At 68.4% G+C, this 22003-nt stretch carries 25 protein-coding genes; 7 read left to right on the top strand and 18 right to left on the bottom strand.

All coding sequences use genetic code 11. The annotated features are described in order from the left end of the window. The first annotated feature begins 9 nt into the window (after nt 1-9). From MUU77_RS16045 to MUU77_RS16060, 4 genes are all read left to right on the top strand, one after another. Complete coding sequence (locus MUU77_RS16045) at nt 10-1065, top strand: LacI family DNA-binding transcriptional regulator (protein WP_245088877.1); 1056 nt, start codon at nt 10-12, stop codon at nt 1063-1065. A gap of 128 nt (nt 1066-1193) precedes the next feature. Continuing rightward, the gene (gene kduI / locus MUU77_RS16050; RefSeq protein WP_245088880.1) at nt 1194-2042 is read left to right on the top strand and encodes a 5-dehydro-4-deoxy-D-glucuronate isomerase; all 849 of its coding nucleotides are present in this window, start codon (nt 1194-1196) and stop codon (nt 2040-2042) included. A 116-nt stretch (nt 2043-2158) separates the two neighbouring features. Then, nucleotides 2159-2917 carry a 2-dehydro-3-deoxy-D-gluconate 5-dehydrogenase KduD gene (kduD, locus tag MUU77_RS16055; protein WP_245088883.1) on the top strand — a complete coding sequence of 253 codons (759 nt, stop codon included), beginning with the start codon at nt 2159-2161 and terminating at the stop codon, nt 2915-2917. Between the two features lie 114 nt (nt 2918-3031). Continuing rightward, on the top strand, nt 3032-4153 hold the full coding sequence (locus MUU77_RS16060; RefSeq protein WP_245088886.1) for a cupin domain-containing protein: 1122 nt from the start codon (nt 3032-3034) through the stop codon (nt 4151-4153). A 66-nt stretch (nt 4154-4219) separates the two neighbouring features. Here the strand turns inward: MUU77_RS16060 and MUU77_RS16065 are convergent, their stop codons facing one another. The 10 genes from MUU77_RS16065 to pobA all read right to left on the bottom strand — a co-directional run bounded on the left by MUU77_RS16065 (nt 4220) and on the right by pobA (nt 13311). Then, nucleotides 4220-4786 (bottom strand): hypothetical protein, encoded by a 567-nt coding sequence (locus MUU77_RS16065; protein WP_245088889.1) that lies wholly within the window; start codon nt 4784-4786, stop codon nt 4220-4222. Nucleotides 4787-4926: 140 nt separating this feature from the next. Continuing rightward, entirely contained in the window at nt 4927-6558 is a 1632-nt protein-coding gene (locus tag MUU77_RS16070) for an aldehyde dehydrogenase (RefSeq protein ID WP_245088891.1), read from the bottom strand. Then, nucleotides 6491-7450, bottom strand: a complete 960-nt coding sequence (locus MUU77_RS16075) for a Gfo/Idh/MocA family oxidoreductase (RefSeq protein ID WP_245088893.1) — start codon at nt 7448-7450, stop codon at nt 6491-6493. The genes MUU77_RS16070 and MUU77_RS16075 overlap by 68 nt, the downstream gene beginning before the upstream one ends. Beyond that, nucleotides 7447-8301, bottom strand: a complete 855-nt coding sequence (locus MUU77_RS16080; protein ID WP_245088895.1) for a class III extradiol dioxygenase subunit beta — start codon at nt 8299-8301, stop codon at nt 7447-7449. Before MUU77_RS16080 ends, MUU77_RS16075 begins: the two co-directional genes overlap by 4 nt. 4 nt (nt 8302-8305) lie before the next feature. Then, a complete protein-coding gene (gene ligA, locus MUU77_RS16085; RefSeq protein WP_245088897.1) occupies nt 8306-8746 on the bottom strand; it encodes a protocatechuate 4,5-dioxygenase subunit alpha in 441 nt (146 codons plus the stop codon). Next, nucleotides 8733-9686, bottom strand: a complete 954-nt coding sequence (locus MUU77_RS16090; protein WP_245088899.1) for an amidohydrolase family protein — start codon at nt 9684-9686, stop codon at nt 8733-8735. Before MUU77_RS16090 ends, ligA begins: the two co-directional genes overlap by 14 nt. 2 nt (nt 9687-9688) lie before the next feature. Then, nucleotides 9689-10384 carry a 4-carboxy-4-hydroxy-2-oxoadipate aldolase/oxaloacetate decarboxylase gene (gene ligK / locus MUU77_RS16095; RefSeq protein WP_245088902.1) on the bottom strand — a complete coding sequence of 232 codons (696 nt, stop codon included), beginning with the start codon at nt 10382-10384 and terminating at the stop codon, nt 9689-9691. 1 nt (nt 10385) lies between these two features. Next, nucleotides 10386-11411 (bottom strand): amidohydrolase family protein, encoded by a 1026-nt coding sequence (locus MUU77_RS16100; RefSeq protein WP_245094589.1) that lies wholly within the window; start codon nt 11409-11411, stop codon nt 10386-10388. An 8-nt stretch (nt 11412-11419) separates the two neighbouring features. After that, nucleotides 11420-12118, bottom strand: a complete 699-nt coding sequence (locus tag MUU77_RS16105; RefSeq protein ID WP_245088904.1) for a substrate-binding domain-containing protein — start codon at nt 12116-12118, stop codon at nt 11420-11422. An 11-nt stretch (nt 12119-12129) separates the two neighbouring features. Beyond that, entirely contained in the window at nt 12130-13311 is a 1182-nt protein-coding gene (gene pobA, locus MUU77_RS16110; RefSeq protein ID WP_245088906.1) for a 4-hydroxybenzoate 3-monooxygenase, read from the bottom strand. A gap of 71 nt (nt 13312-13382) precedes the next feature. Between pobA and MUU77_RS16115 the strand changes: the two genes are divergently transcribed. Further along, entirely contained in the window at nt 13383-14237 is an 855-nt protein-coding gene (locus MUU77_RS16115; RefSeq protein WP_245088908.1) for an IclR family transcriptional regulator C-terminal domain-containing protein, read from the top strand. Between the two features lie 225 nt (nt 14238-14462). Here the strand turns inward: MUU77_RS16115 and MUU77_RS16120 are convergent, their stop codons facing one another. The 5 genes from MUU77_RS16120 to MUU77_RS16140 all read right to left on the bottom strand — a co-directional run bounded on the left by MUU77_RS16120 (nt 14463) and on the right by MUU77_RS16140 (nt 17064). Next, the gene (locus MUU77_RS16120) at nt 14463-15185 is read right to left on the bottom strand and encodes an HAD family hydrolase (RefSeq protein WP_245088910.1); all 723 of its coding nucleotides are present in this window, start codon (nt 15183-15185) and stop codon (nt 14463-14465) included. A 125-nt stretch (nt 15186-15310) separates the two neighbouring features. Beyond that, nucleotides 15311-15616, bottom strand: coding sequence for a hypothetical protein (locus tag MUU77_RS16125; protein WP_245088912.1), 306 nt, complete (start codon nt 15614-15616; stop codon nt 15311-15313). 21 nt (nt 15617-15637) lie between these two features. Next, nucleotides 15638-15949, bottom strand: coding sequence for an EF-hand domain-containing protein (locus MUU77_RS16130; RefSeq protein WP_245088914.1), 312 nt, complete (start codon nt 15947-15949; stop codon nt 15638-15640). A gap of 136 nt (nt 15950-16085) precedes the next feature. Further along, on the bottom strand, nt 16086-16463 hold the full coding sequence (locus MUU77_RS16135; protein WP_245088916.1) for an EF-hand domain-containing protein: 378 nt from the start codon (nt 16461-16463) through the stop codon (nt 16086-16088). A gap of 205 nt (nt 16464-16668) precedes the next feature. After that, on the bottom strand, nt 16669-17064 hold the full coding sequence (locus tag MUU77_RS16140; RefSeq protein WP_245088919.1) for a hypothetical protein: 396 nt from the start codon (nt 17062-17064) through the stop codon (nt 16669-16671). A gap of 145 nt (nt 17065-17209) precedes the next feature. On the opposite strand from MUU77_RS16140, the gene MUU77_RS16145 reads away from it, so the two are divergent. Continuing rightward, nucleotides 17210-17845, top strand: coding sequence for an NAD(P)H-binding protein (locus MUU77_RS16145; RefSeq protein WP_245088922.1), 636 nt, complete (start codon nt 17210-17212; stop codon nt 17843-17845). 110 nt (nt 17846-17955) lie between these two features. On the opposite strand, the gene MUU77_RS16150 is transcribed toward MUU77_RS16145, so the two are convergent. After that, entirely contained in the window at nt 17956-18462 is a 507-nt protein-coding gene (locus tag MUU77_RS16150; protein ID WP_245088925.1) for a hypothetical protein, read from the bottom strand. A gap of 104 nt (nt 18463-18566) precedes the next feature. After that, nucleotides 18567-19352 (bottom strand): lytic transglycosylase domain-containing protein, encoded by a 786-nt coding sequence (locus MUU77_RS16155; RefSeq protein WP_245088927.1) that lies wholly within the window; start codon nt 19350-19352, stop codon nt 18567-18569. A 154-nt stretch (nt 19353-19506) separates the two neighbouring features. Between MUU77_RS16155 and ppa the strand changes: the two genes are divergently transcribed. Then, entirely contained in the window at nt 19507-20061 is a 555-nt protein-coding gene (gene ppa / locus MUU77_RS16160) for an inorganic diphosphatase (RefSeq protein WP_245088929.1), read from the top strand. Between the two features lie 52 nt (nt 20062-20113). Here ppa and MUU77_RS16165 read toward each other — a convergent pair whose 3' ends face one another. Beyond that, on the bottom strand, nt 20114-21994 hold the full coding sequence (locus tag MUU77_RS16165) for a sulfotransferase (protein WP_245088931.1): 1881 nt from the start codon (nt 21992-21994) through the stop codon (nt 20114-20116). Nucleotides 21995-22003 lie beyond the last annotated feature (9 nt).

Here is a 22003-nt window from a genome sequence, read left to right on the forward strand (position 1 = left end):
CACCGCCCCATGCCCGCGCGCAAGAAGCCCGAAAGCCCTGCCAGCCTGCCCACCGGTGGCAAGGCCGCGACCATCAACGACATCGCACGGCTCTCCGGCGTCTCGAAGAAAACGGTGTCGCGGATCATCAACCATTCGCCGCTGGTGCGTAAGGACACGCGCGAGAAGGTCGAGGCGCTGATGCGGGAAGTCGGCTACGTGCCCGATCCGATGGCGCGCGGCCTGGCGTTCCGTCGTTCGTTCCTGATCGGCATGGTCTACGACAACCCCACCGCGCAGTACATCGTGAACATGCAGTACGGGGCGCTGGACGCGCTGCGCGATTCCGGTTTCGAACTGGTGGTGCATCCCTGCGACAGCCGCAGCCCAGGCTACATCGACGGCGTGCGCCGCTTCGTGCAGCAGCAGAAGCTGCACGGCGTGATGCTGGTGCCGCGCGCGTCCGAAGACCAGGCGCTGGCCGACATGCTGGCCGAAATCGGCTGCCGCTACACGCGCATCGCCTCGGTCTCGATGGACGAGCCCTCGCGCATGGTCGTCACCCACGACCGCGATGGCGCGGCCGAGGCGGCCGAGTACCTGCTGTCGCTGGGCCATACCGACATCGCGCTGATCACCGGCCCCAGCGCCTACCGCTCCTCGATCGAGCGCACGGACGGCTTCGTCCAGGCGCTCGCCAGGCGGGGACTGGAGATTCCGAAGTCGCGCATCATCGAAGCCGGCTACACCTTCGAATCCGGCGTGGTGGCGGCCGAGAAGCTGCTGTCCGGCAAGAACCGCCCCACCGCCATCTTCACCGGCAACGACGAAATGGCCGCCGGCGTGTACAAGGTCGCCATGCGTGCGGGCATCAACATCCCGCGCCAGCTGTCGGTGGTGGGCTTCGACGACAGCCCGCTGGCCTCGCGCCTGTGGCCCTCGCTGACCTCGGTGCGCCGCAACACCCGCGACACCGGCCGCACCGCCGCCGCCATGCTGATCCAGCCCGAGGGCACGCCGATGCTGGCCGCCGCCAGCATCCGGCCGCACCTGATCATCCGCGACTCCTCGCAGCCGCCCGAATAACCGGGCCCGAAAGGCTCACGCCGGTGCCGCACCGCAAAATGACACCGGTTACCAAAGTCCGTAGAATCGCCCCACGACTCAGCCCCGACGCCCGCTCCAGGGCGTCCGTATCCGACGGAGCCCCGCCCATGTTCTGCAAGACCTACCACGCCACCCACCCGGACATGATGGACGGCGCCAGCAACGACCAGCTGCGCGACCGCTACCTGATCGGCAACCTGTTCGTGGCCGACACGGTGCAGCTGAACTATTCGCACAACGAGCGCTTCGTGATCGGCGGCGCCGCGCCGGTGGCGAAAAAGATCGACCTGCCGCGGCAGACCGAACCGGCTTCGGCGGCCGGCAAGCCCTTCCTCGAGCGCCGCGAGCTGGGCGTGATCAACGTGGGCGGCGGCGCCGGCAAGGTCACCGTGGACGGGGCGACGTATGCCCTGGGGCCGAAGGACGGCCTGTACGTGGCGATGGGCAGCGCGGACGTGGCGTTCGAATCCGACGACGCGTCGAACCCCGCCAAGTTCTACCTGACCTCCACCCCGGCGCACGCGCGCTTCGAGACCAGGCAGCTCTCGATCAAGGATGCCGTGGCGCTGGAGCGCGGCGCGCTGGAAACCAGCAACGAGCGCACGATCTACCAGTTCATCGTGCCGGCGACCTGCCAGTCCTCGCAGCTGCTGCTCGGCCTGACCGTGCTGAAGACCGGCAGCGTATGGAACACCATGCCGCCGCACCTGCACGACCGCCGCAGCGAGGTCTATTTCTATTTCGACCTGGGCGAGAACGACCGCGTCTACCACTTCATGGGCGAACCGGACGCGCAGCGCCACATCGTCGTGCAGAACGACGAAGCCGTGGTTTCGCCGCCATGGTCGATCCACATGGGCTCGGGCACCAGCAACTACGCCTTCATCTGGGCGATGGGCGGCGAGAACCTGGACTACACCGACATGCACGTGCTGGACATCTGCCAGCTGAAGTAACCGACGTTGTGCACAGCCGGGCTTGCCCGGCCGCACCACCATCATAAGCCGATGCACCCCGCGCAGCGGAGCAGGCTCCGCTCTACCTGCCGCGCACCACACCGAGGGAATCCACGATGGCAAGCAACCCGTTCAGTCTCGAAGGCAAGATCGCGCTGGTCACCGGCGCCAATACCGGCCTGGGCCAGGGCATCGCCGTGGCGCTGGCCGAAGCCGGCGCCGACATCGCCGCGGCCGGCATCGTCGAAGCGGCGGAAACCGGCGATAAGGTGCGCGCGCTCGGCCGCCGCTTCCTCAACCTGGAGGCGAACCTGATCAGCATCGATCCGGTCGAACGCCTGGTGAGGGAAACCGTCGAGGGACTGGGCGGGCTGGATATCCTGGTGAACAACGCCGGTCTGATCCGTCGTGCCGATGCGGTCGACTTCAGCGAGAAAGACTGGGACGACGTGATGAACGTCAACATCAAGTCGGCATTCTTCATGTCGCAGGCCGCCGGTCGCCACTTCATCGCGCAGGGCAGCGGCAAGATCATCAACATCGCCTCCATGCTGTCGTTCCAGGGCGGCATCCGCGTGCCGTCGTACACGGCCTCGAAGAGCGGCATCGCCGGCATCACCCGCCTGCTGGCCAACGAATGGGGCGCCAAGGGCGTGAACATCAACGCCATCGCGCCCGGCTACATGGCCACCGACAACACCGCGCAGCTGCGCGCCGATGAGGCGCGCAACAAGGCCATCCTGGACCGCATCCCGGCCGGCCGCTGGGGCGAGCCGTCCGATCTGGGCGGCACGGCGGTGTTCCTGGCCTCGCGCGCGTCGGACTATGTCAATGGCGCCGTCATCCCCGTCGACGGCGGCTGGCTGGCGCGCTGACGCGCGCCTTCGCAAAGGCTGTGATGGGAGCGACGTCGGTCGCGATGACGCATCGTGACGTCGGCATCGCGACCGACGTCGACTCCCGCAAGGAACAGCCTGAGGAGATCCTGGATGCTGCTCCGGCTTTCCATCGTGATGCTCTTGGCCTGGTGCGTGCCGGCCATCGCCGCACCCCCACGCCAGGTCTTCATCGCCGGCGATTCCACCGCCAGCGCCTACGGCGCGGAACGCGCGCCCCGCGAGGGCTGGGGCCAGCAGTTGCAGGGCTTTCTGGCTGAAGACGCGTACGTGGTCCGCAACCACGCGCAGAGCGGGCGCAGCTCGCGCAGCTTCATCGCCGAAGGCTGGTTCGACGGCATGGCGAAGGCGATGCGTGCGGGAGACGTGCTGCTGGTCCAGTTCGGCCACAACGATCAGAAGATCGAGGACCCTACCCGCTACAACGAGCCGCAACGCGCGTTCCCCGAATGGCTGATGCGCTACGTGGCGCTCGCGCGCGAGAAGGGCGCCACGCCCATCCTCGTGACGCCGGTGGCGCGGCGGAAGTTCGACCACGGCCAACTGCTGGACACGCACGGTCTGTACGCGCAAGCGGTCCGCGACCTGGCGCAGCGCGAAGGCATCGGCCTGATCGACCTCACGACGCTGAGCATGGACTGGCTGCGCGCGACCGGCGACGAAGCCAGCAAGGCGTACTTCATGCATGTGCCGGAACAGGGCCAGCAGGACGACACCCACTTCCAGCAGCGCGGCGCGGTGATGGTGGCCTGCCTGGTGGTGGGAGGCTGGAAGCAGATCGATCCGGCGCTCACGGCGCACGTGATCCGCGATACGGACTGTGGTGCCCCCGACACCGCGCTGGCCGACCGCAAGGCGCAGCCGAATCCGTCGCTGGTCGTGCACGAGCGCGAAATCGCCGTGCAGCAGCCCGGCCCGCATGGGGGCGCCGGGACCACCACGGCCTACCCGTTCTTCCGCCACGCGCCCGCGCTCGGCTTCGAATTCCGCAAGCGCGTGCTGCACAAGGGCGCCGGCATCGGCCTGCACCAGCACCACAAGGACGAAATCTACTACGTGCTGAGCGGCCGCGGCCGCTACGAACTGGATGGGAAGGTCCAGCAGGTCGGTGCGGGCGACGCCATGCTGACCCGTCCGGGCAGCACCCACGCCATCCGCCAGGACGGCGAGGAGGATCTGGTGCTGCTGATCATGTACGGGAGGAAGCAGGAGTGAGGGGAGAGGAGTGAGGAGTGAGCAACGGCAGGCTCCCACTCACTCCTCACTCCTCTCCACTCACTCCTAGCTCTCAGGCGCCGGCCGGTCCCAACGCCGATAGGTGGCTTCCAGCGCACTGCGCAGGCGGCGGTACTGGGGACTGCCGGGCGCGGCCTGCAGGCGGCCGGCCACCGCTTTCCAGCCGCCTTCATGGTCGCGCGACCATTCGCGCACCACCGCACGGCAGGGCTGGCCCACGATCTGCGCCAGCGCGCAGGCCATGAAGATGTCGCCGGCGGTCCAGTCGGGCTGCTGCTGCATCGCTTCCACATAGGCGCGCGGCACGGCGTAGTAGCGCGTCATCTCGTCGGCGAAGGCGGCGGGATAGCGCGCCGCATACTCGTTGATGTCGGCCAGGTGGCGGTCGATATCGGCGTTGCCGGTGGCGGGCGTGTAGGGGCTGTCGGCCCCCTGCGCGTGCGCGGGGACGGCGGTGGAAGCCAGGCCGGCCAGCAACAGGATCAGCAGGGGCAGCGCGCGCGTCACCCGGCCATTGTGCCGCAACCCGGGCAGCGGTGTGCGGTGCGGCTCGGGCCACCGATAGTGCGCGATGGCCGCCGCCACGTCGGGCAGCTGGCTTGCGGTGTCCACCACCCGCCCGCTCCGCGCACAGGCGCGATGTCCAGGGTTGAACGGCAATGCCGGGAGTACCCGCCCTGCGAGCACCCCGGCCGCCGGCCGCGAATCTGGAGATCGCCCGGGGCTGCTTGCGCCCCCGGCATCGGACGCGACTAGAACGGGTAGTGGCGGGGCGTCGTCTGGACGGTGATCCATCGCAGGTCGGTGAAGGCCTCGACGCCGGCTTTGCCGCCGAAGTGCCCCCAGCCACTGGCTTTCACACCGCCGAAGGGCATCTGCGCCTCATCGTGCACCGACGGACCATTGACATGGCAAATGCCCGACTGGATGCGCTGGGCCACGCGCCAACCCCGCGCGGTGTCGGCCGTGAACACGGCCGCCGCCAGTCCGAACTCGTTGTCGTTGGCGCAGGCGATGGCCGCTTCTTCATCCGGCACGCGCACGATCGCCTTGACCGGCGCGAAGGTTTCCTCGTGGTAGATGTGCATTTCCGGCGTGACCCGGTCGAGCAGGGTCGCCGGCATCAAGGTATTGTCAGCCTTGCCGCCGCAAACGAGGACCGCGCCCTTGGCCAGGGCATCGTCGATCAGTCCGTTCACGCGCTGCACGGTGGTCATGTCCACCACCGAGCCCAGTACGGCCGGCCCCTTGCGCGGATCGCCCAATGGCAGCGACCGCACCTTGGCGGCGAGCTTCTCGACGAAGGCATCCGCCACCTTGGCGTCGACGATGATGCGCTCGGCCGACATGCAGACCTGGCCCGAATTGACGAAAGCGGCGAACGCCGTCCCGTCGACCGCGGCGTCCAGGTCCGCATCGTCCAGCACCAGCTGCGGTGCCTTGCCGCCGAGTTCCAGTACCGAAGGCTTCAGGTGCTGCGCGCAGTAGCCGGCAATGATGCGACCGATGCGCGTGGAGCCGGTGAAGTTCACGCGTCGCACCGCCGGATGGGCCACCATGGCCTCGACCACCGCACCCGCATCGGCGGGCGCATTGGTGACGAAATTCACCACGCCGGCAGGCAGCCCCGCTTCCTGCAACGCCTGGATGATGAGACCGTGGGTTTCCGGGCACATCTCGCTGCCCTTGAGGACCACGGTATTCCCGCAGGCCAATGGCAGTGCGATCGCACGGACGCCAAGGATGACCGGCGCGTTCCAGGGCGCGATGCCCAGCACGACCCCTGCCGGCTGGCGGGTGGCCATCGCCACGTTTCCCGGAATGTTGGAAGGGATGAGTTCACCGTTGATCTGGGTGGTCATCGCCGCCGCCTCGACCAGTAGTTCCGCGGCCAGATGCACATTGAAGCCCGCCCATATGCTTGAGGTGCCGGTTTCGGCCGCCATGGCCGTCGCGAACCGGTCGGCGCGCGCCTCGAGTGCGTGCGCCGCCTTCAGCAGCAGCGCGCGCCTTTCACCAGGAAGGGTCTGCGACCAGCCCGGGAAAGCCGCGGCCGCCGCTTCGACGGCCGCGACCGCGTCTTGCGGCGTGGCCGCGGGCGCCGTGGTGGCGACGCTGCCGTCCAGGGGATTGGCGCGTACAAACGTCGCGCCGTTGCGCGCCTGCACAGACGCTCCGTTGATCAGCATGGATATCGTGGCCATCAGTGCCTCCCGGCGTCGTGGATCTTTCTGGCCGACCCGGCCGGGTCGGAGAACATCGATTCGTGGCTGCCAACGCTGTTCCCGAGCAGGATGAAACCGGGGACGAATCCTGTCAGCCCAGTTGCTTGTCGAGCTGATCGAGCACGCGGTAGCACGGCAGGACCCGGGCCACGCTTGCATTCGGTTCGCGCCCTTCGCGGATCGCCGCGAAGAATTCCCGGTCCTGCAGCTCGATGCCGTTCATCGAAACATCGACGCGACTCACGTCGATCTTTTCCTCCTTGCCGTCCACCAGGTCGTCATAGCGGGCGATATACGTGCCCGTGTCGCCGATGTAGCGGAAGAACGTGCCCAGCGGGCCGTCGTTGTTGAACGAAAGACTCAGGGTGCAGATCGCACCGTTGGCGGCCTTCAGCTGGATGCTCATGTCCATCGCGATACCGAGCTCCGGGTGGATCGGGCCCTGCAGCGCGTTGGCCTGCACGATCGGGCTCTGCGCCTGGTAGGCGAACAGATCGACCGTGTGCGCGGCATGGTGCCACAGCAGATGGTCGGTCCAGCTGCGTGGCTGGCCCAGCGCGTTCATGTTGGTGCGGCGGAAGAAGTAGGTCTGCACGTCCATCTGCTGGACATTGAACTGGCCGGCGACGATGCGGCGGTGCACCCACTGGTGGCTGGGATTGAAGCGCCGCGTGTGGCCGCACATCGCCACCAGGCCGCTGGCCTGCGCGGCCTGTACGACGTCCTCGCCATCGGCCAGCACGTCGCACAACGGGATCTCCACCTGCACGTGCTTGCCCGCCTTCAGGCAGGCCAGCGTCTGGCTGGCGTGCATCTGCGTGGGCGTGCACAGGATGACCGCATCGACTTCGGGCAGTGCAAGGGACTCGGACAGCTCGGTGGTGACGTGCCCGATGCCGTACTGCCGGGCGACCTCGCGCGTCTTGTCCAAGTCGCGGCCGATCAGCGAGACCACTTCGACGCCGTCGATGTTGCGGATGCCGTCCAGATGCTTGATGCCGAAGGCGCCCGCGCCGGCCAGGGCGACGCGCAGCGTGCGTGGGTTGCTCATGGGTTCTCCAGGATCAGATGGCCCACCGCCGTGTTCGAGGCGGGCACGTGATAGAAGCGGTGGGCGAGCTTCGGCGCGGGACCGCCGGCGACGTCGGCCATCGCGCCCCGTGCAATCAGCCACATCACCAGTTCGATGCCTTCGCTGCCGGCTTCGCGCACGTATTCGATGTGCGGCACCCGTGCCAGCGCCGCGGGCTGGGCGATCAGCCGGTCCAGGAAGCGGTTGTCCCACTGGGCGTTGATCAACCCGGCACGCGGCCCCTGCAACTGGTGGCTCATGCCGCCCGTGCCCCAGATCTGCACCTTCAGCGGGCGGTCGAAGCTCTCGACGGCCCGGCGGATCGCCTGGCCGAGCGCGAAGCAGCGCCGGCCCGAGGGTGCCGGGTACTGCACCACGTTCACCGCGAACGGGATCACCGGGCACGGCCACGCCTCGGGCTGTCCGTACATCAGCGACAGCGGCACGGTCAGCCCGTGGTCGACTTCGAGCCGGTTGACGATGGTCAGATCGAACTCGTCCTCGATCACGCTCTGCGCGATATGCGCGGCGAGTTCCGGATGGCCCAGGACCTTCGGCACCGGTCGCGGCCCCCAACCTTCGTCGGCAATGGGGAATTCGGCGGCCGTGCCGATCGCGAATGTCGGGATCAGGTCCAGGCTGAAGGCGGTGGCGTGGTCGTTGTAGACCAGGAAGATCACGTCGGGCGGGTTTTCGGCGATCCAGCGTTTGCCGAAGTCGTAGCCGGCGAAGACCTGCTGCCAGTACGGCTCCTGCGTCTTGCCGTGGTCGAGCGCGGCGCCGATCGCGGGAACGTGGCTGGTATAGACCGATGCGGTGATGCGGGCCATGGCTTCAGAATCCGGGTTTGGCCGCACTGCCCTGCGGCTGGTGCTGCGGTTGCGCCGAGCCGTCTTCGCCGAGATGACGGTTGCCTTCCACGCTGCGGCCGCCGCGCAACATCATGTCGCGGTATTCCTGTTCGCTCATGCCGGTCATGCTGCCGGCCATTTGCTGGAAGCTCTTGCCGTAGGTGGCGCCGATCTTGGCGAGGAAGTAGATGTTGCCGCCCTCGGCGATGCAGCGATTGAGGTCGCGGGCGAGCACCGCCTGCTTCTGCGCCGGGGTCATCGGCCATTCGTCCAGATAGGCGCGCGGATCGGCGAGGAAGCGTTCGCGGTTGCCGGCCTTCATCAGCGACATGCAGAACTGGTTGAGCCAGTAGCCCTTGCGCGACTGGTCCATGTCGAAGAGCGTGGTGCCGGGGATGTCCAGGTAGGGCTTATCGAGCGGCATCTCGCTCCTCCGGCCAGTACAGGCGCATCGGGTTGGCCACCAGCAGCTTGTGCCGCAGCTCGGGAGTCGGCGCGATCTGCGGGATGACGTCCACCAGCAGGCCGTCGTCGGGCATGTGGTCCTTGAGGTTGGGATGCGGCCAGTCGGTGCCCCACAGCACGCGGTCCGGAAACGTCTCGACGATGCGCCGCGCGAACGGCACGACGTCGCGGTAGGGCCGCCGTTCGCCGTCCAGGGCGCGCGGGCCGGTCACCGACAACCGCTCCGGGCAGGTCACCTTGCACCAGACATGGGGGTGCTGGCGCATGAAGCTCACGAACAGTCCGAATTCGGGCCCGTCCACGGGCTTGTCCACGTCCGGACGGCCCATGTGGTCGACCACGACGGTCGTCGGCAGCGCGCCGAAGAAGTCCCACAGCTCCGGCAGGTCGGCGGCCTCGAAATACACCACGACATGCCAGCCGAGCCGGGCGATGCGGCCGGCGATCTCCAGCAACTCGTCTTTCGGCGTGAAGTCGACCAGCCGCTTGACGAAATTGAAGCGCACGCCGCGCACGCCGGCCGCATGCAGCTGCTGGAGTTCGGCATCGGTGATGCTGCGCTTCACCGTCGCCACGCCACGCGCCTTGCCGTCCGAGGCCAGGCAGGCATCGACCATGGCGCGGTTGTCGGCGCCGTGGCAGGTCGCCTGCACGATCACGTTGCGCGAGAACCCGAGATGGTCGCGCAGTGCGAACAGGTCCGCCTTGCCCGCGTCGCAGGGGGTGTACTTGCGCTCGGGCGCATAGGGGAAATCGGCGCCGGGGCCGAACACATGGCAATGCGCATCCACGGCGCCCGGCGGCAACGACAGCAGCGGCTTCGACGGACCCTCGTACCAGTCCAGCCATCCCGGCGTCTTGGTGAAGCCGCCGCCCACGGGCCTGTCCAGGGTGCTCATGTTCAATCCAGGTACTCCAGGCCGGCGGCGGCGAGCGCGTCGCGCATCCCGTACATGTCCAGGCCCAGCACGCCCGAGGCCAGCAGCTCGCGCTTGCGTGCTTCGTTGGCTTCACGCGCCGCCGCGGCATCCGCCGTGGCCTGGGCGAGTGCGGCCGGCACGACCACGACACCATCGTCGTCGGCCACCACCACGTCGCCGGGATTGACCAGCGCCCCGGCGCACACCACCGGAATGTTGACCGAACCCAACGTCGCCTTGATCGTGCCCTTGGCGCTGATCGCCTTGGAGAACACCGGGAACTGCATGGCGGCGAGGTCCTTCACGTCGCGCACGCCGGCGTCGATCACCAGTCCCACGGCGCCGCGCGCGCGGAACGAAGTGGCCAGCAGGTCGCCGAAGTAGCCATCCGTGCAGTCCGCGGTGATCGCGGCCACCACCACGTCGCCGGGCCGGATCTGTTCGGCGGCGACATGCATCATCCAGTTGTCGCCTGGATGCAGCAGCACGGTGACCGCAGTGCCGCACAGGTGCGCACCGGCGTAGATCGGCCGCATATGGGGCTTCATCAGGCCGAGCCGGCCCATGGCTTCGTGCACGGTGGCCACACCGAGCTCACCGAGTTTCGCGACGGCGGCGGCGTCGGCGCGGACGATGGTGCGCTTGACCACGCCGAGTCGGGTGTGGGTTGCGGTCATGTCACTTCCCCTTCGCCTTGAGCGCGGCGTCCAGGCGCGGATACACGCGCCGCGCATTGCCTTCGAAGATCTGCCGCTTCTGCGCCGGCGACAGCGACGATGCCTCGATGTAGCGCCGGGTATCGTCGTAATGGAAACCGGTCTCGGGATCGATGCCGCGCACGGCGCCGATCATCTCGCTGGCGAACAGCACGTTCTCCACCGGAATCACCCGGGTCAGCAGGTCGATGCCAGGCTGGTGGTAGACGCAGGTGTCGAAGAAGATGTTCTTCAGCAGGTGCTCGCCCAGCAGCGGCTTCTTCAGCTCCTGCGCCAGGCCGCGGAAGCGGCCCCAGTGATACGGCACGGCCCCGCCACCATGCGGGATCACGAACTTCAGCGTGGGGAAGTCCTTGAACAGGTCGGACGTCAGGCACTGCATGAACGCCGTGGTGTCGGCGTTGAGGTAGTGCGCGCCCGTCGTGTGGAAACACGGATTGCAGCTGGTGCTGACGTGGATCATGGCCGGGATGTCGTACTCGACCATCCTTTCGTAGATCGGATACCACTGCCGGTCCGAAAGCGGGGGCGAGTCCCAGTGTCCGCCCGACGGATCGGGGTTGAGATTGATCGCGACGCATCCGTACTCGCGCACGCACCTGTCGAGCTCCGGGATGCAGGTCGCCGGAGCGACGCCCGGCGACTGCGGCAACATGGCGGCCGGGATGAAGCTGTCCGGGAACAGTCGGCTCACGCGGAAGCACAGTTCGTTGCAGATCGCGGCCCACGTCGAACTGGTCTGGAAATCGCCGATGTGGTGGGCCATGAAACTCGCGCGCGGCGAGAAGACGGTGATGTCCGAGCCACGCTCGCGCATCTTCTGCAGCTGGTTGGCTTCGATCGATTCGCGGATGTCGTCGTCGCCGATCACCAGCTCCGTCGCTTTCGGCGCTTGCGAGGGGTCCTTCAGGCCCGCGATATGCCTGTTCCGCCACTGCTCGAGCGCTTTCGGTGCGGTCGTGTAGTGTCCGTGGATGTCGATGATCAGGGTGTCGTTCATGCGGGTTCCATGCCGCGGCTTCGCTTGGCGTCGGCGGCGGCCGGCGAGGCCATGAACGCCAGCAGCGCCCGCGCGGCCTCGGGCTGCGTGCTTGTCGCACAGATGGCGCCGGAGAAAATCGTGGTCTTCTGGATCGCTTCGGGCAGCGGACCGATCGCGTCGACACCGCTGATGCGGACCAGCTCGCTGCGCTGCTGGAAGCCGATTTCGATCTCGCCGGTGGCGATCAGCGCGCCGACGGGCACCCCTGGCGGCGCCTGCACGATGCGGGGCGCGATTTCGCCGGCAATGCCCCAGCGTTCGAACAGCCTGGCGAGATGGACGCCGCTGGGCCCTGTCGAATAGCCCAGTGTCCTTGCGTTGCGCACGGCAGCGCGCACCGATTGCTCGCTGCGGATGTCCGGGCGCGGTGCGCCCGTGCGCACGGCGACCCAGATGTCCGACCGCATCAGGTCGACACGACTGCCGGCCACCACATGACCGCCGGCGTCCAGCCTGTCGATCGCGTCCGACGCCAGCCATACCACGTCCAGCCGCTCCCCCGCCGCGACCCGCCCGGCCGCATCCACGCCGCCGACCGATGCGATGGCCACACGGGCGGGCCGTTCGCGCTCGTACAGCGCGGCCAGTTCGGCCAGGATCTGGCTGGTCGCCATCGAGGAGATGCCGGTCAGCATCGTGGGAGCGTTCGACATGGGCTGAGGACCTACAACGGCAGGCCGACGTAGTTTTCGGCGAGCGCGCGCGAGGCCGCCTCCGAACTCACCAGGTAGTCCAGCTCTGCGTATTGCAGCTTGCGGCCGATTTCGCCGTATTCCGGGAAGTCGTGCATCAGCGATGTGAACCACCAGGAGAAGCGCTCCGCCTTCCAGACCCGGCGCAGGCAACGCGCGGAGTAGGATTCGATGCCGGCATCGCTATGCTCGATGAAATGCTCGATCAACGCCGAAGCGAGGTACTTCACGTCGGTCGCGGCGAGGTTGAGCCCCTTGGCGCCGGTGGGCGGCACGATGTGCGCCGCGTCGCCGGCCAGGAACAGCCTGCCGAAGCGCAGCGGTTCGGCGACGAAGCTGCGGAGCGGCGCGATGCTCTTCTCCAGCGATGGGCCGGTAACCAGCCGCTCACGCGCCTCCCCATCCAGGCGCAAGCGCAGTTCGTCCCAGAAGGCCTCGTCGGACCAGTCTTCCACCTTGTCGCTCAGCGGGCACTGCAGGTAGTAGCGGCTTCGCGTGTTGCTTCGCATCGAGCACAGCGCAAAACCACGCGGGCTGTTGGCATAGACAAGCTCGTCGGACATCGGCTGCACGTCCGCGAGCAGTCCCAGCCAGCCGAACGGGTACACCTTTTCGTATTCGCGGATGGCGTGCCGGGGCACGCTCTTCCGGCAGATGCCGTGGAACCCGTCGCAACCGGCGATGAAATCGCACTGCATCTCGTGGCGCCGGCCGCCGCTGGACCAGCTCACCACCGGGTGCGGCGAGTCGAAATCCTCCACCCGCACGTCGGCCGCCTCGTAAACGGTCGTCGCGCCACCGGCCGCGCGCGCCTGCATCAGGTCGCGGGTGACTTCGGTCTGACCGTACACGACGACCTGCTTGCCGCCGGTCAGCGCCGACATGTCGATGCGATGGCGCGCATTGTCGTAGAGCAGTTCGAAACCGGTATGCGGCAAGCCTTCGCGGTGCATGCGGTCGCCGACGCCCGCTTCGTCCAGCAGGTCCGCGGTGGTCTGCTCCAGCACGCCGGCACGGATGCGTCCGAGCACGTAGTCGGCGCTCTGCCGTTCGAGGACGACATTGTCGATGCCGGCACGGCTCAGCAACTGGCCGAGCAGCAGGCCGGAGGGACCCGCGCCGATAATGGCGACTTTGGTGCGCGCGTTCTTCATCGTTCCGGGAAAGCCTGATCCGCCTGCGTTGCGGGGTTTCACGCTATCCGCAACGCCGGTGGCGCCGGAATATGCCGGCGCCGGAATTTGTGCGATATTCGCGCATCACGCGCGATATGCGCACAAAGGGCGTGCTGCACATGCACATAGCCAAGGTCGATCTGATCGAGGGCCTGGCCAAGGGCCTGGCGGTCCTGGAGGCCTTCGATACCGAACGCCAGCGCCTCAATTCGACGCTCACCGCGCAACGCGCCGGCATTACCCGGGCGGCGGCACGGCGCCACCTGCTGACGCTCGCGCACCTGGGCTACCTGGAATCGGCCGACGGCTGGTATTGGCTGGCGCCCAAGGTACTGCGCTTTTCCGGCACCTATCTGGCCTCGGCGCGGGTCCCGCGTGCGGTGCAGCCGGTGCTGGACCAACTCGCCGCGCAGAAGCAGGAAGCCTTTTCCGCCGCGGTGCTGGACGGCGACGTGGCCGTGATCGTTGCCCGCAGCGGAAACGAGGGTCAGGCCTCGCCCGGCGGCGGACGCCGCATGCTGGCGCACGGCCTGCACCTGGGCGCCCGGCTTCCCGCCCACGCCACCTCGACCGGCCACGTCCTGCTCGCCGGACTGCCGCGCCAGGCGTTCGCGACCTGGCTCAAGGAACAGCAACTGCGACGCCTGACGCCGCAGACGATCACGAATCCATCGGCCTTGCGCGCCGTCGTCGGCCAGGTGCGGAAGCAGGATTTCTGCATCGCCTACGAGGAACATGAGTCGGGCGTAGCCGCACTCGCCGTGCCTGTTCGCGACGCCCGCGGCGAAGTCGTGGCCGCCATCAACGTGGTCGTGTCCCCGCAGCGCTTCGACCCCGACGCACTGCACCGGGCGTTCTTCCTGCCTCTGCGCGACGCAGCCAGCCAGTTGCGCAGCCTGCTGTAAGTGGGTGACGGTTACCCGCGGTGTCCTGGGGCGCGATGACGTGCCCATCGGGACAGTGGCTCGGCCATTTCCCGGGATCGCGTTCGTCTCGCCATGGGCCTGCCACGCCCGCTATCGGTCCGGATGCGCCGCCTTGCCCCCGCTGATGGCCCGCCGCCACGGGCTGCCGATGGAAGCGGCACGGCGTGGCGCAACCTCCCCTTCGATCGCTTGAAGGGCCGGCTTCTATCCCGCTGCCGCCGCCATCGCGGCCATGCGCTCGATGGCCCCGACGATTCCGTGCGCGCCCTCCACTTCCACGACCCGCCCTGCGCCGTCGAAGCCCTTCAGCACTTCGTGCTCCCAGGTGGCGTGGTAGGGCATGTAAACGCCCCACCCTCCCAGTTCGACCACCGGTGCGATGTCGGACTTGAGCGAATTGCCCACCATCGCGAACCGGTCGGCCGATACCTGGAACTCCTGCAACAGGCGTCGGTAGGTGGAAACGTCCTTCTCGGACACGATCTCGATCCGCTGGAAGGCGGTCAGGCCACATTGCGCGACCTTTCGCTCTTGATGAAACAGATCGCCCTTGGTGATCAGTACGACGTGGTAGTTCGCCGCCACCTGATCCACCGCCTCGGCGATGCCGGGCAACAGCTCCACCGGATGGGCCAGCAGATCCTTGCCCATGTCCACGACGGTCTGGATGTCGCGTGCCTCGATGCGCCCCTCCGTCAGATCGATGGCCGCTTCCACCATCGACAGGACCATGCCTTTCACGCCGTAGCCGAACAGGGCCAGGTTCGCGCGTTCGGTAGCGAGCAGTTTGGCGCGCAGCCCCACCGCCGCCAGATCCACATAACGCCCTACGATCGCCTCGAAATCGTCCTGCGCGCGGTCGTAGAACTCCTGGCTGCGCCACAGCGTGTCATCGCCGTCGAAGCCGACCCATTGGATGCGCGCCATTCCGAATGCCTGCCGTGTCGCTGGAGGGGCGCGCAGGATAGCAGCCGCCGCTCCGCGGTGCCGGCAGAGGAACGGCCGCCCGTGGGCGGCCGTTCGTTTTCGAAGCCTCGATGCGCAGCCGAGCGTCAGCCGCCGCTGGCGGGCGGTGGGGTGGCGTCGTCGGTCGGCGGTGGCGTGGTCTCCGGCGCGTTCGGGTTGGCCGGCGGCGGAAGGGTGGGATCGGTCGCGGGGGCGGCCGGGTCTGTCGGCGTGGGTGCCGGAGGCGTCATGTCATCGGTGGGCGGCGCGGTCTCGACCGGCGCGGGGGCCTCGGCCGGCGGCGTGTCTTCGGGCTTCGGGCCGCAGGCGGTCAACAGGCCCGCACCCACCAGCGCGGTGCCCAGCATGAGCAGCGGTTTGTCCAGCCAACGGGAGGTGGTCGACGTCTTCATGGTGTTCTCCTAGCAGGGGATTCAGGACTGGCCTTGCGCGTATGCGGCGTATTCGGTCGGGGTCAGACGGCCGTCGGCATCGGCATCCAGCGTGCCGAACGCCTGCGCCAGGGGAGGATCGATCGCGGCTTCGTCCTTGCTGATCGCCCCGTCCCCGTTCGCATCGAGTTCTTCGAACGGTTTTGGCGAGGAAGGCGCGGGTGCGGGATGCGGGGCCCCAACCTCGTCGGCGCTCCGGGAGGCCTCCTGCGCCTGCGCGAGCGGCAGTGCCGCGACGGCGGCCATCGCGCATGCGGCCGCCAGAACGATGATGCGGGGTGTCGTGTGCGTCATGGGCTCTCCTGGACCCGGCACCGCGGTGCCGTCGGTGTCGTCGGTGTCGTACCTGAAATGGAAGAGGCGGCGCGCGGCCGCCTCTTCAACGGGCGTGGAGTGCCGGATGCACCGTCACGCCGCCGGGCGGCGATGCTTACTTCTGCTCGCCGTAGTTCTTGCTGACGAACGCCTTGTACTCGTCGGCGCTCAGCGAGCCGTCGGCGTTGGCGTCGGCCTGGTCGAACACCTGGCTGAGGCCGGCGTTGGCGGCGGCTTCCTGCTTGCTGATGGCGCCATCGCCGTCGGTGTCGACGTCGGCCCAGCCCTGCTTGCCCTGGGCGGCGGACTGCGTGCTCTGGGTCGGATTCTGCACGGCCGAGCCGGTCGCCTGCTCGGCGGTCGGTTCGCTCTGCTGGGTCTGCTGCTGCGCGGCAGCGTCCTCGGTCTTCTCCTGGGCCCATGCCAGCGGCATGGCCAGCGCAGCGCTCAGGGCGGCCAAGGCGATCAGCGGCTTGCGGGTGTTGTTCTTCATGTGTGTGCTCCGTTCCGTAGGGAGTGCGTCCGATTGCGCACGGCCCCACCTTGCAACCCCGCTTCTGAACGAAATTTGCGGCGCGAAATGAACGTGCACGCACGCTTAACCACGACCGCACCGGCTTCGGCTAGCCCGGTGTTAGGGGCCCGTGATCGCGGTGTGGGCCTCGCATGGAATGCGTGACGTCGCGCAGGATTCGGCGTTACGGATCCGTTTTTTCGGCACCGCTGCGCGTGGTTCCGTCCGCCGTTTTTTTCCTGAACCATTGCCAACCAAGCACGACACCGGCCAGCGCACCGGCGACTTCCAGCGTCACCCGTGCACCCAGGCCATCCGGATCGTGGATGCCCTTCAGGGCCAGGCGCGCATACAGCGGCGATTCCAGCCGCGAAATGCCCAGGTAGAACATGTTCCAGAGGTCCAGCCCGGCACCGAGCACCACCGCCGATACGCAGGCCCAGCCGATGGCGTGGCCCATCGCGGCGTTCGTCCTGCGACAGATCGCATTCCACACCCAGAAACACAGCACGCCGATGAGCAGCGCGATCAGGCCGGCCTCGAGCGCGCCCAGCACGCCGTAGTGGAGCGGGAGGTTCATCGCGCGATGACCGTGACGGGTTGCTGGCGGCAGGGCATGGACGGCGGTTCCAGGGCGCCACGGCGGCGCCTGCCGTCACAGGGTAACCGATGGTTTCGGCGGTCCGGCTGGCATCATGGCACCGGCTGAGGTGCAGGGACCGTCCATGAAACGTGTGTTGCTGGCCGGTGCGACCGGACTGGTGGGCCGGGCGACGCTGGAAATCGCGCTTTCTTCGACCGCCATCGCCGGCGTGGTGGCGCCGACGCGGCGTCCACTGCCGCCCCATCCGAAGCTGCTCAACCCGGTGGTCGATTTCGATGCGTTGCCCGGCGATGCCGCATGGTGGCGGGTGGACGCGGTGGCCTGCGCGCTGGGCACGACGATCCGCGATGCGGGCTCGCAGGAGGCCTTCCGCCGCGTGGACCACGACTACTGCCTGGCGATCGCACGCCACGCCCATGCGCATGGCGCGCGTGCCTTCGCCCTGGTATCGGCGCTGGGCGCGGATCCGGCGTCGCCCGTGTTCTATTCGCGCACCAAGGGCGAACTGGAGCAGGCGCTGGAGCGGATCGGATTCGAGTCACTCACCTTCCTGCGGCCGGGGCTGCTGGGGGGCCGCCGCACGCGGCACCGAGCGGGCGAACGCTGGGCGCAGCGGCTGTTGGGAGCCCTCGGGCCCGCGCTGCCGCGCCGCTACCGCGTGGTACCGCCGGAGCACGTGGCAGCGGCCCTGCTGGATGCGGCGCTGGGGGCGCACCCGGGGCGCCAGGTCGTGCCTTCGGAACAGCTGCTCGGCTGAAGGGCGGTATGCGCGCGTGCGGCGGGCCACAGCGTCGCCCGCGCCAGCACGCCCTGCCCCTGGGCGGCGCCGCGCACGCGATGGAGGGCGGACCGTGCGGCGCCGACAGGCTATTGCAGCAGGCCGTGGGGCAGTATCTCCAGGCGTCGGACGCCGGGGGTGGCCAGCACCGCCACGGACGCGCGCTCGAGGCGAGCCTCGTCCGCGTCCTCGATCACCAGCAACACCTGCCCCGCTTCGATCTGTCGGCTGTAATCGCGACGGACCTCGCTGGGCACCGCGGAACCGGCCAGCGAGGCCGCCCACATGCCCACGCAGCCACCGACCACCACGCACACCACCACACCGGCCGCATGGAAGCCGATGGCGGGCACCCACATGGCGATCAGCCCCAGCACCAGCCCCAACAGGGCGCCGCCGACCAGCCCGCGCAGCGCCGCAGGCTTGAAGTCGGTGGGCGCGCCTTCCTTCTCGTCATCGGGCACCTGGGCCATCTCGATCTCCGATCGACCCACCAGGGAGGCATGCTCGGGTTCGATGCCGGCCGCCAGGGCCTGCCGCAGGGCGGCTTCGGCGACCACCACCGAGGGAGCGCTGAACACGCGACGGTTCTTCATGACATTCGTCCCGCCCGGCAGGTTCGGCCGGGCCAAGGCACACGCTAGGCCGGGAGGCGCGCACACCGGGTGAAGACATGCGCCCTGCCCAGCGCCTCCCAGGCTTACAGCGCGGGCCGTTCCGGCGCCTGCTTGCGGCCCAGCGCACGCAGGTAGAGCTCGTACAAGGCGGTGACCTTGGACACGTATTCCTGCGTTTCCGCGTACGGCGGCACGCCGCCATAGCGCGACACCGTGCCGATCCCGGCGTTGTAGGCGGCGGCGACCAGGGTCAGGTCGCCCTTGTAACGCCGCATCAGCCCGCGCAGGTGGCGTGCGCCGGCGTTGATCGACTCGGCGGAGGAATACGGGTCGGCGACGCCGTACTCCTTCGCCACCTCCGGCATCAGCTGCATCACGCCCATCGCGCCCTTCGGCGACAGCGCCTTGGCATCGAAATCGCTTTCGGCGTGCGCCACGGCACGCAGCCAGGCATCGTCCACGCCGGTCTGGCGCGCGGCGGCCCTGAACTCGGACGGATAGCGGTCCAGCCGCGGCTTGCCGACCCGGCCCAGTCCCGGGTGCGCCGGCTCCCCGGGCGGGGTCTGCACGGTGAATTTCAGGTAGGGCGTGGACCCGGGCAGGTTGCGGGTGGAGTACACCTTCTGGCCGTCCTGCTCGCGCTCGTAGAGCGTGCCGCTGAACACGCCCATCGAGCCCCACAGGTTGGGCGTGCTGACGGCGTTGTCGTCGATCTGCTTGGCCGTGCACTTCGAACCCGGCTCCGGGGCCGTGGCCAGGCTGACCGTACCGCCCTGCACGCAGCGATACACCGTGCGCGCGCCGGCCTCGGCGCTGGCCAGGGCCAGCACCGTCAGGAGGAAACCGGCGGCGCGTCGGAGAGCGTGCATGGGCGGCGGATTCTAGGGCCCCGAAGCTGTAAGACAGCCTGAATCACGTGCCGGGCGCCGACGGCCGGCCAGCCCATGCCCGGTCCTGCTGCGCCGCAGCAGCCAAGCGCGTAAAATGCCCGGCCTCTCTCACCGCACCCCTTCGGAGCACGCAATGGGCCTGGATCTGGTCACCGCCGGCAAGAACCCGCCGGACGAAATCAACGTCATCATCGAGATCCCGAAGGACGCCGAGCCGGTGAAGTACGAAGTGGACAAGGCCAGCGGCGCGATCTTCGTCGACCGCATCCTCTCCACGCCCATGCGCTACCCCTGCAACTACGGCTACGTGCCGCATACGCTTTGCGGCGACGGCGACCCCGCCGACGTGCTGGTGGTGCTGCCGCTGCCGCTGATCCCCGGCTCGGTGATCCGCTGCCGCCCCGTGGGCGTGCTGCGCATGAGCGACGAAGCCGGCAGTGACGAGAAGCTGCTGGCCGTGCCGGTGGACAAGGTGTTCGCCGGCTACAGCCACATCAACGACATCGACCAGGTCAGCCCGCACTGGCTGGAGCGCATCGGCCACTTCTTCGAGCACTACAAGGACCTGGAGAAGGGCAAGTGGGTCAAGCTGGACGGCTGGGGCAACGCCGCCGAAGCCAAGGCCGTGCTTGTGGACGCCATCGCCCGCCAGGCCGCGCAGCCGGAAGCCGAGAAGCACAAGTTCTGATCGTCGATGCGATCACGCGCGAAAGGCCGCCCCGGGGCGGCCTTTTTTGTGCTCAGAGACCGGCTGCGCGGGCAGCACGCTCGATCGTGGCCCGCCATTGGACCAGGCGGGGCTCGATCTCGGCCGCATGCCGGCGCCATTTGTCGGGGTCGGGCTGCGACAGGGTGTAACGCGACAAGGGGAGCTGCGTACCCAGTTCACGGTCCCACGACCAGCCGGCCCATGCGCTGAGGCGGCGCGCTTCGCGCTGAGGATCGGCAAGAAACCGTCCGTAATCCACGGCGGACCAGTCCTCCGCAGGCAACGCCTGCAGATCGTCCAGCATGATGCGCGTGGCGGTTTCCCATTGCCGGGCGACGATCTCGCCGAGCGGTTGCCCGCTCAGGGCCTGCCAGCCCGGCGTCAGCAGGAACGACCAGGTCGGCCCCTGCCAGCCGGGCAGCGTATACATCCGGAACCGGCCCGACATCCATCCATCGATCATGCTGCCCCAGACCTGGCGCGGGTCGCGGTGCAGGTAGATGAACTTCGCATCCGGGAACACCGCCTTGAGGAACGGGATGCGCAGCGCGTTCTTGGGGGTCTTTTCGAGCATGCGCACCGCGGTGGCGCCATCGGGCGCGCTGCCCTCCCGGTCGCGCAGCGCGCTTCGGAACCGACCCTGCAGCTCCTGCACGATGGCCAGGGTGGCATCGTCCCGGCCCAGCTGGTTGGAGTGATAGTTCCTCTGCGCCGGGGCCAGGCCATTCACGCCTTCGATCAGCTGATGGCTTTCGTCGCCGATCGTGTAGACCTGCGGCGCGCCCGCGAGTGTTTCGAACAGCAGCGTGGACCCGGATCGGGGCGGGCTGACGATGAAGACCGGGCGCTCCAGCGCCGGCGCGGCACGCGAAGGCGAGGCCCCGGTGCGTTCGGGCGCGACGGGCTCCGGCACCGCCACGGCACCCGCATGCACATCGGGCTGGCCATGGACATCGGTCTGCGCCGGCCGGCTCTCGTCGGCCAGCGCCATGTTGAAGACATGCGAATTCAGCGCGTGCCAGAACCCCACGTCGTTGCGCAGGTCGATGCGGTCGGCACCGAGGCCAAGCAGTTCGCGCCGGGTCGCGTCCAGCAACGCCTGGTAGCGGGGGCGACCGGCGGCATCCTCGCCGTGGCACGCCCACAGCGCCTGCCACCGGCGCGAGAAGCGCAGCAGCGCGGCCTGGATGGCGCCAAGCCGGGGGTCCGCCACGCATTCTCCCAGCAGGAACACCAGATGCTCGCGCACTTCCCAAGGCGACATGACGGCGGGTGCATTGACCCGTTCGAAGTCGAGCTGCGCCCGCTTGCCGGGCACCGGAGGATGCAGGCGTGGACGCCACTGGCCGTGATACGCCTGGCCCGGCGCACGGCCTTCGGACAACAGGTCCCAGAAGCGCTCGCCGCCCACAGTGTCTGCGACCAGATGGATGCGCTGGGCGCTGCCCTCGTTGAGTACCCGGTGCCGGCGCCACGTATCGAAGATCCAGCATTCGCCCGCGGCCATGTTGATCTCGGCATCCCCGCACTGGAAGCGCACGCCCGGCGTGGTGACGATGGGGATGTGCACGCGCATGCGCTCGCGCCAGTAGTAATTGATGTCGACGTGCGCCTTCACCTCCGCCTGGCCGTTGAGCCGCATGAGGCGCGCGCGCCCCCACGTAGCCCCGACTGCCTCGAGCACCTGGCCCAGATAAGGGCAACGGTCCAGCCAGGGTGTGGGCCGCATGCGGCCGGAAAGCGCATCGCTGGCGGGGTCGCCCTCCGTCGTGATCAGCGTCAGCGCGCTGTTGCCGTCGTCCCGCGCCGTCCGCCCCCGCCATGCGCTCTCCTCGATCGCGGACACCTCGGCCAGCAAGGCGGCGGCATCGAACGTGATGGGAAGCTGGATGAACGGGACCTGCAATTTCATGGGAGGGTG

The organism is Pseudoxanthomonas sp. F37 (assembly GCF_022965755.1).
Lineage (GTDB): Bacteria > Pseudomonadota > Gammaproteobacteria > Xanthomonadales > Xanthomonadaceae > Pseudoxanthomonas_A.

Excerpts from the sequence above, each read along its gene's own strand:
- MUU77_RS16045 (WP_245088877.1), top strand. The coding sequence starts at position 10 with ATGCCCGCGCGCAAGAAGCCCGAAAGCCCTGCCAGCCTGCCCACCGGT.
- kduI (WP_245088880.1), top strand. The coding sequence starts at position 1,194 with ATGTTCTGCAAGACCTACCACGCCACCCACCCGGACATGATGGACGGC.
- kduD (WP_245088883.1), top strand. The coding sequence starts at position 2,159 with ATGGCAAGCAACCCGTTCAGTCTCGAAGGCAAGATCGCGCTGGTCACC.
- MUU77_RS16060 (WP_245088886.1), top strand. The coding sequence starts at position 3,032 with ATGCTGCTCCGGCTTTCCATCGTGATGCTCTTGGCCTGGTGCGTGCCG.
- MUU77_RS16070 (WP_245088891.1), bottom strand. The coding sequence starts at position 6,558 with ATGCAAGCGTGGCCCGGGTCCTGCCGTGCTACCGCGTGCTCGATCAGC.
- MUU77_RS16075 (WP_245088893.1), bottom strand. The coding sequence starts at position 7,450 with ATGAGCAACCCACGCACGCTGCGCGTCGCCCTGGCCGGCGCGGGCGCC.
- MUU77_RS16080 (WP_245088895.1), bottom strand. The coding sequence starts at position 8,301 with ATGGCCCGCATCACCGCATCGGTCTATACCAGCCACGTTCCCGCGATC.
- ligA (WP_245088897.1), bottom strand. The coding sequence starts at position 8,746 with ATGCCGCTCGATAAGCCCTACCTGGACATCCCCGGCACCACGCTCTTC.
- MUU77_RS16090 (WP_245088899.1), bottom strand. The coding sequence starts at position 9,686 with ATGAGCACCCTGGACAGGCCCGTGGGCGGCGGCTTCACCAAGACGCCG.
- ligK (WP_245088902.1), bottom strand. The coding sequence starts at position 10,384 with ATGACCGCAACCCACACCCGACTCGGCGTGGTCAAGCGCACCATCGTC.
- MUU77_RS16105 (WP_245088904.1), bottom strand. The coding sequence starts at position 12,118 with ATGTCGAACGCTCCCACGATGCTGACCGGCATCTCCTCGATGGCGACC.
- pobA (WP_245088906.1), bottom strand. The coding sequence starts at position 13,311 with ATGAAGAACGCGCGCACCAAAGTCGCCATTATCGGCGCGGGTCCCTCC.
- MUU77_RS16115 (WP_245088908.1), top strand. The coding sequence starts at position 13,383 with ATGCCGGCGCCGGAATTTGTGCGATATTCGCGCATCACGCGCGATATG.
- MUU77_RS16120 (WP_245088910.1), bottom strand. The coding sequence starts at position 15,185 with ATGGCGCGCATCCAATGGGTCGGCTTCGACGGCGATGACACGCTGTGG.
- MUU77_RS16125 (WP_245088912.1), bottom strand. The coding sequence starts at position 15,616 with ATGAAGACGTCGACCACCTCCCGTTGGCTGGACAAACCGCTGCTCATG.
- MUU77_RS16130 (WP_245088914.1), bottom strand. The coding sequence starts at position 15,949 with ATGACGCACACGACACCCCGCATCATCGTTCTGGCGGCCGCATGCGCG.
- MUU77_RS16135 (WP_245088916.1), bottom strand. The coding sequence starts at position 16,463 with ATGAAGAACAACACCCGCAAGCCGCTGATCGCCTTGGCCGCCCTGAGC.
- MUU77_RS16140 (WP_245088919.1), bottom strand. The coding sequence starts at position 17,064 with ATGAACCTCCCGCTCCACTACGGCGTGCTGGGCGCGCTCGAGGCCGGC.
- MUU77_RS16145 (WP_245088922.1), top strand. The coding sequence starts at position 17,210 with ATGAAACGTGTGTTGCTGGCCGGTGCGACCGGACTGGTGGGCCGGGCG.
- MUU77_RS16150 (WP_245088925.1), bottom strand. The coding sequence starts at position 18,462 with ATGAAGAACCGTCGCGTGTTCAGCGCTCCCTCGGTGGTGGTCGCCGAA.
- MUU77_RS16155 (WP_245088927.1), bottom strand. The coding sequence starts at position 19,352 with ATGCACGCTCTCCGACGCGCCGCCGGTTTCCTCCTGACGGTGCTGGCC.
- ppa (WP_245088929.1), top strand. The coding sequence starts at position 19,507 with ATGGGCCTGGATCTGGTCACCGCCGGCAAGAACCCGCCGGACGAAATC.
- MUU77_RS16165 (WP_245088931.1), bottom strand. The coding sequence starts at position 21,994 with ATGAAATTGCAGGTCCCGTTCATCCAGCTTCCCATCACGTTCGATGCC.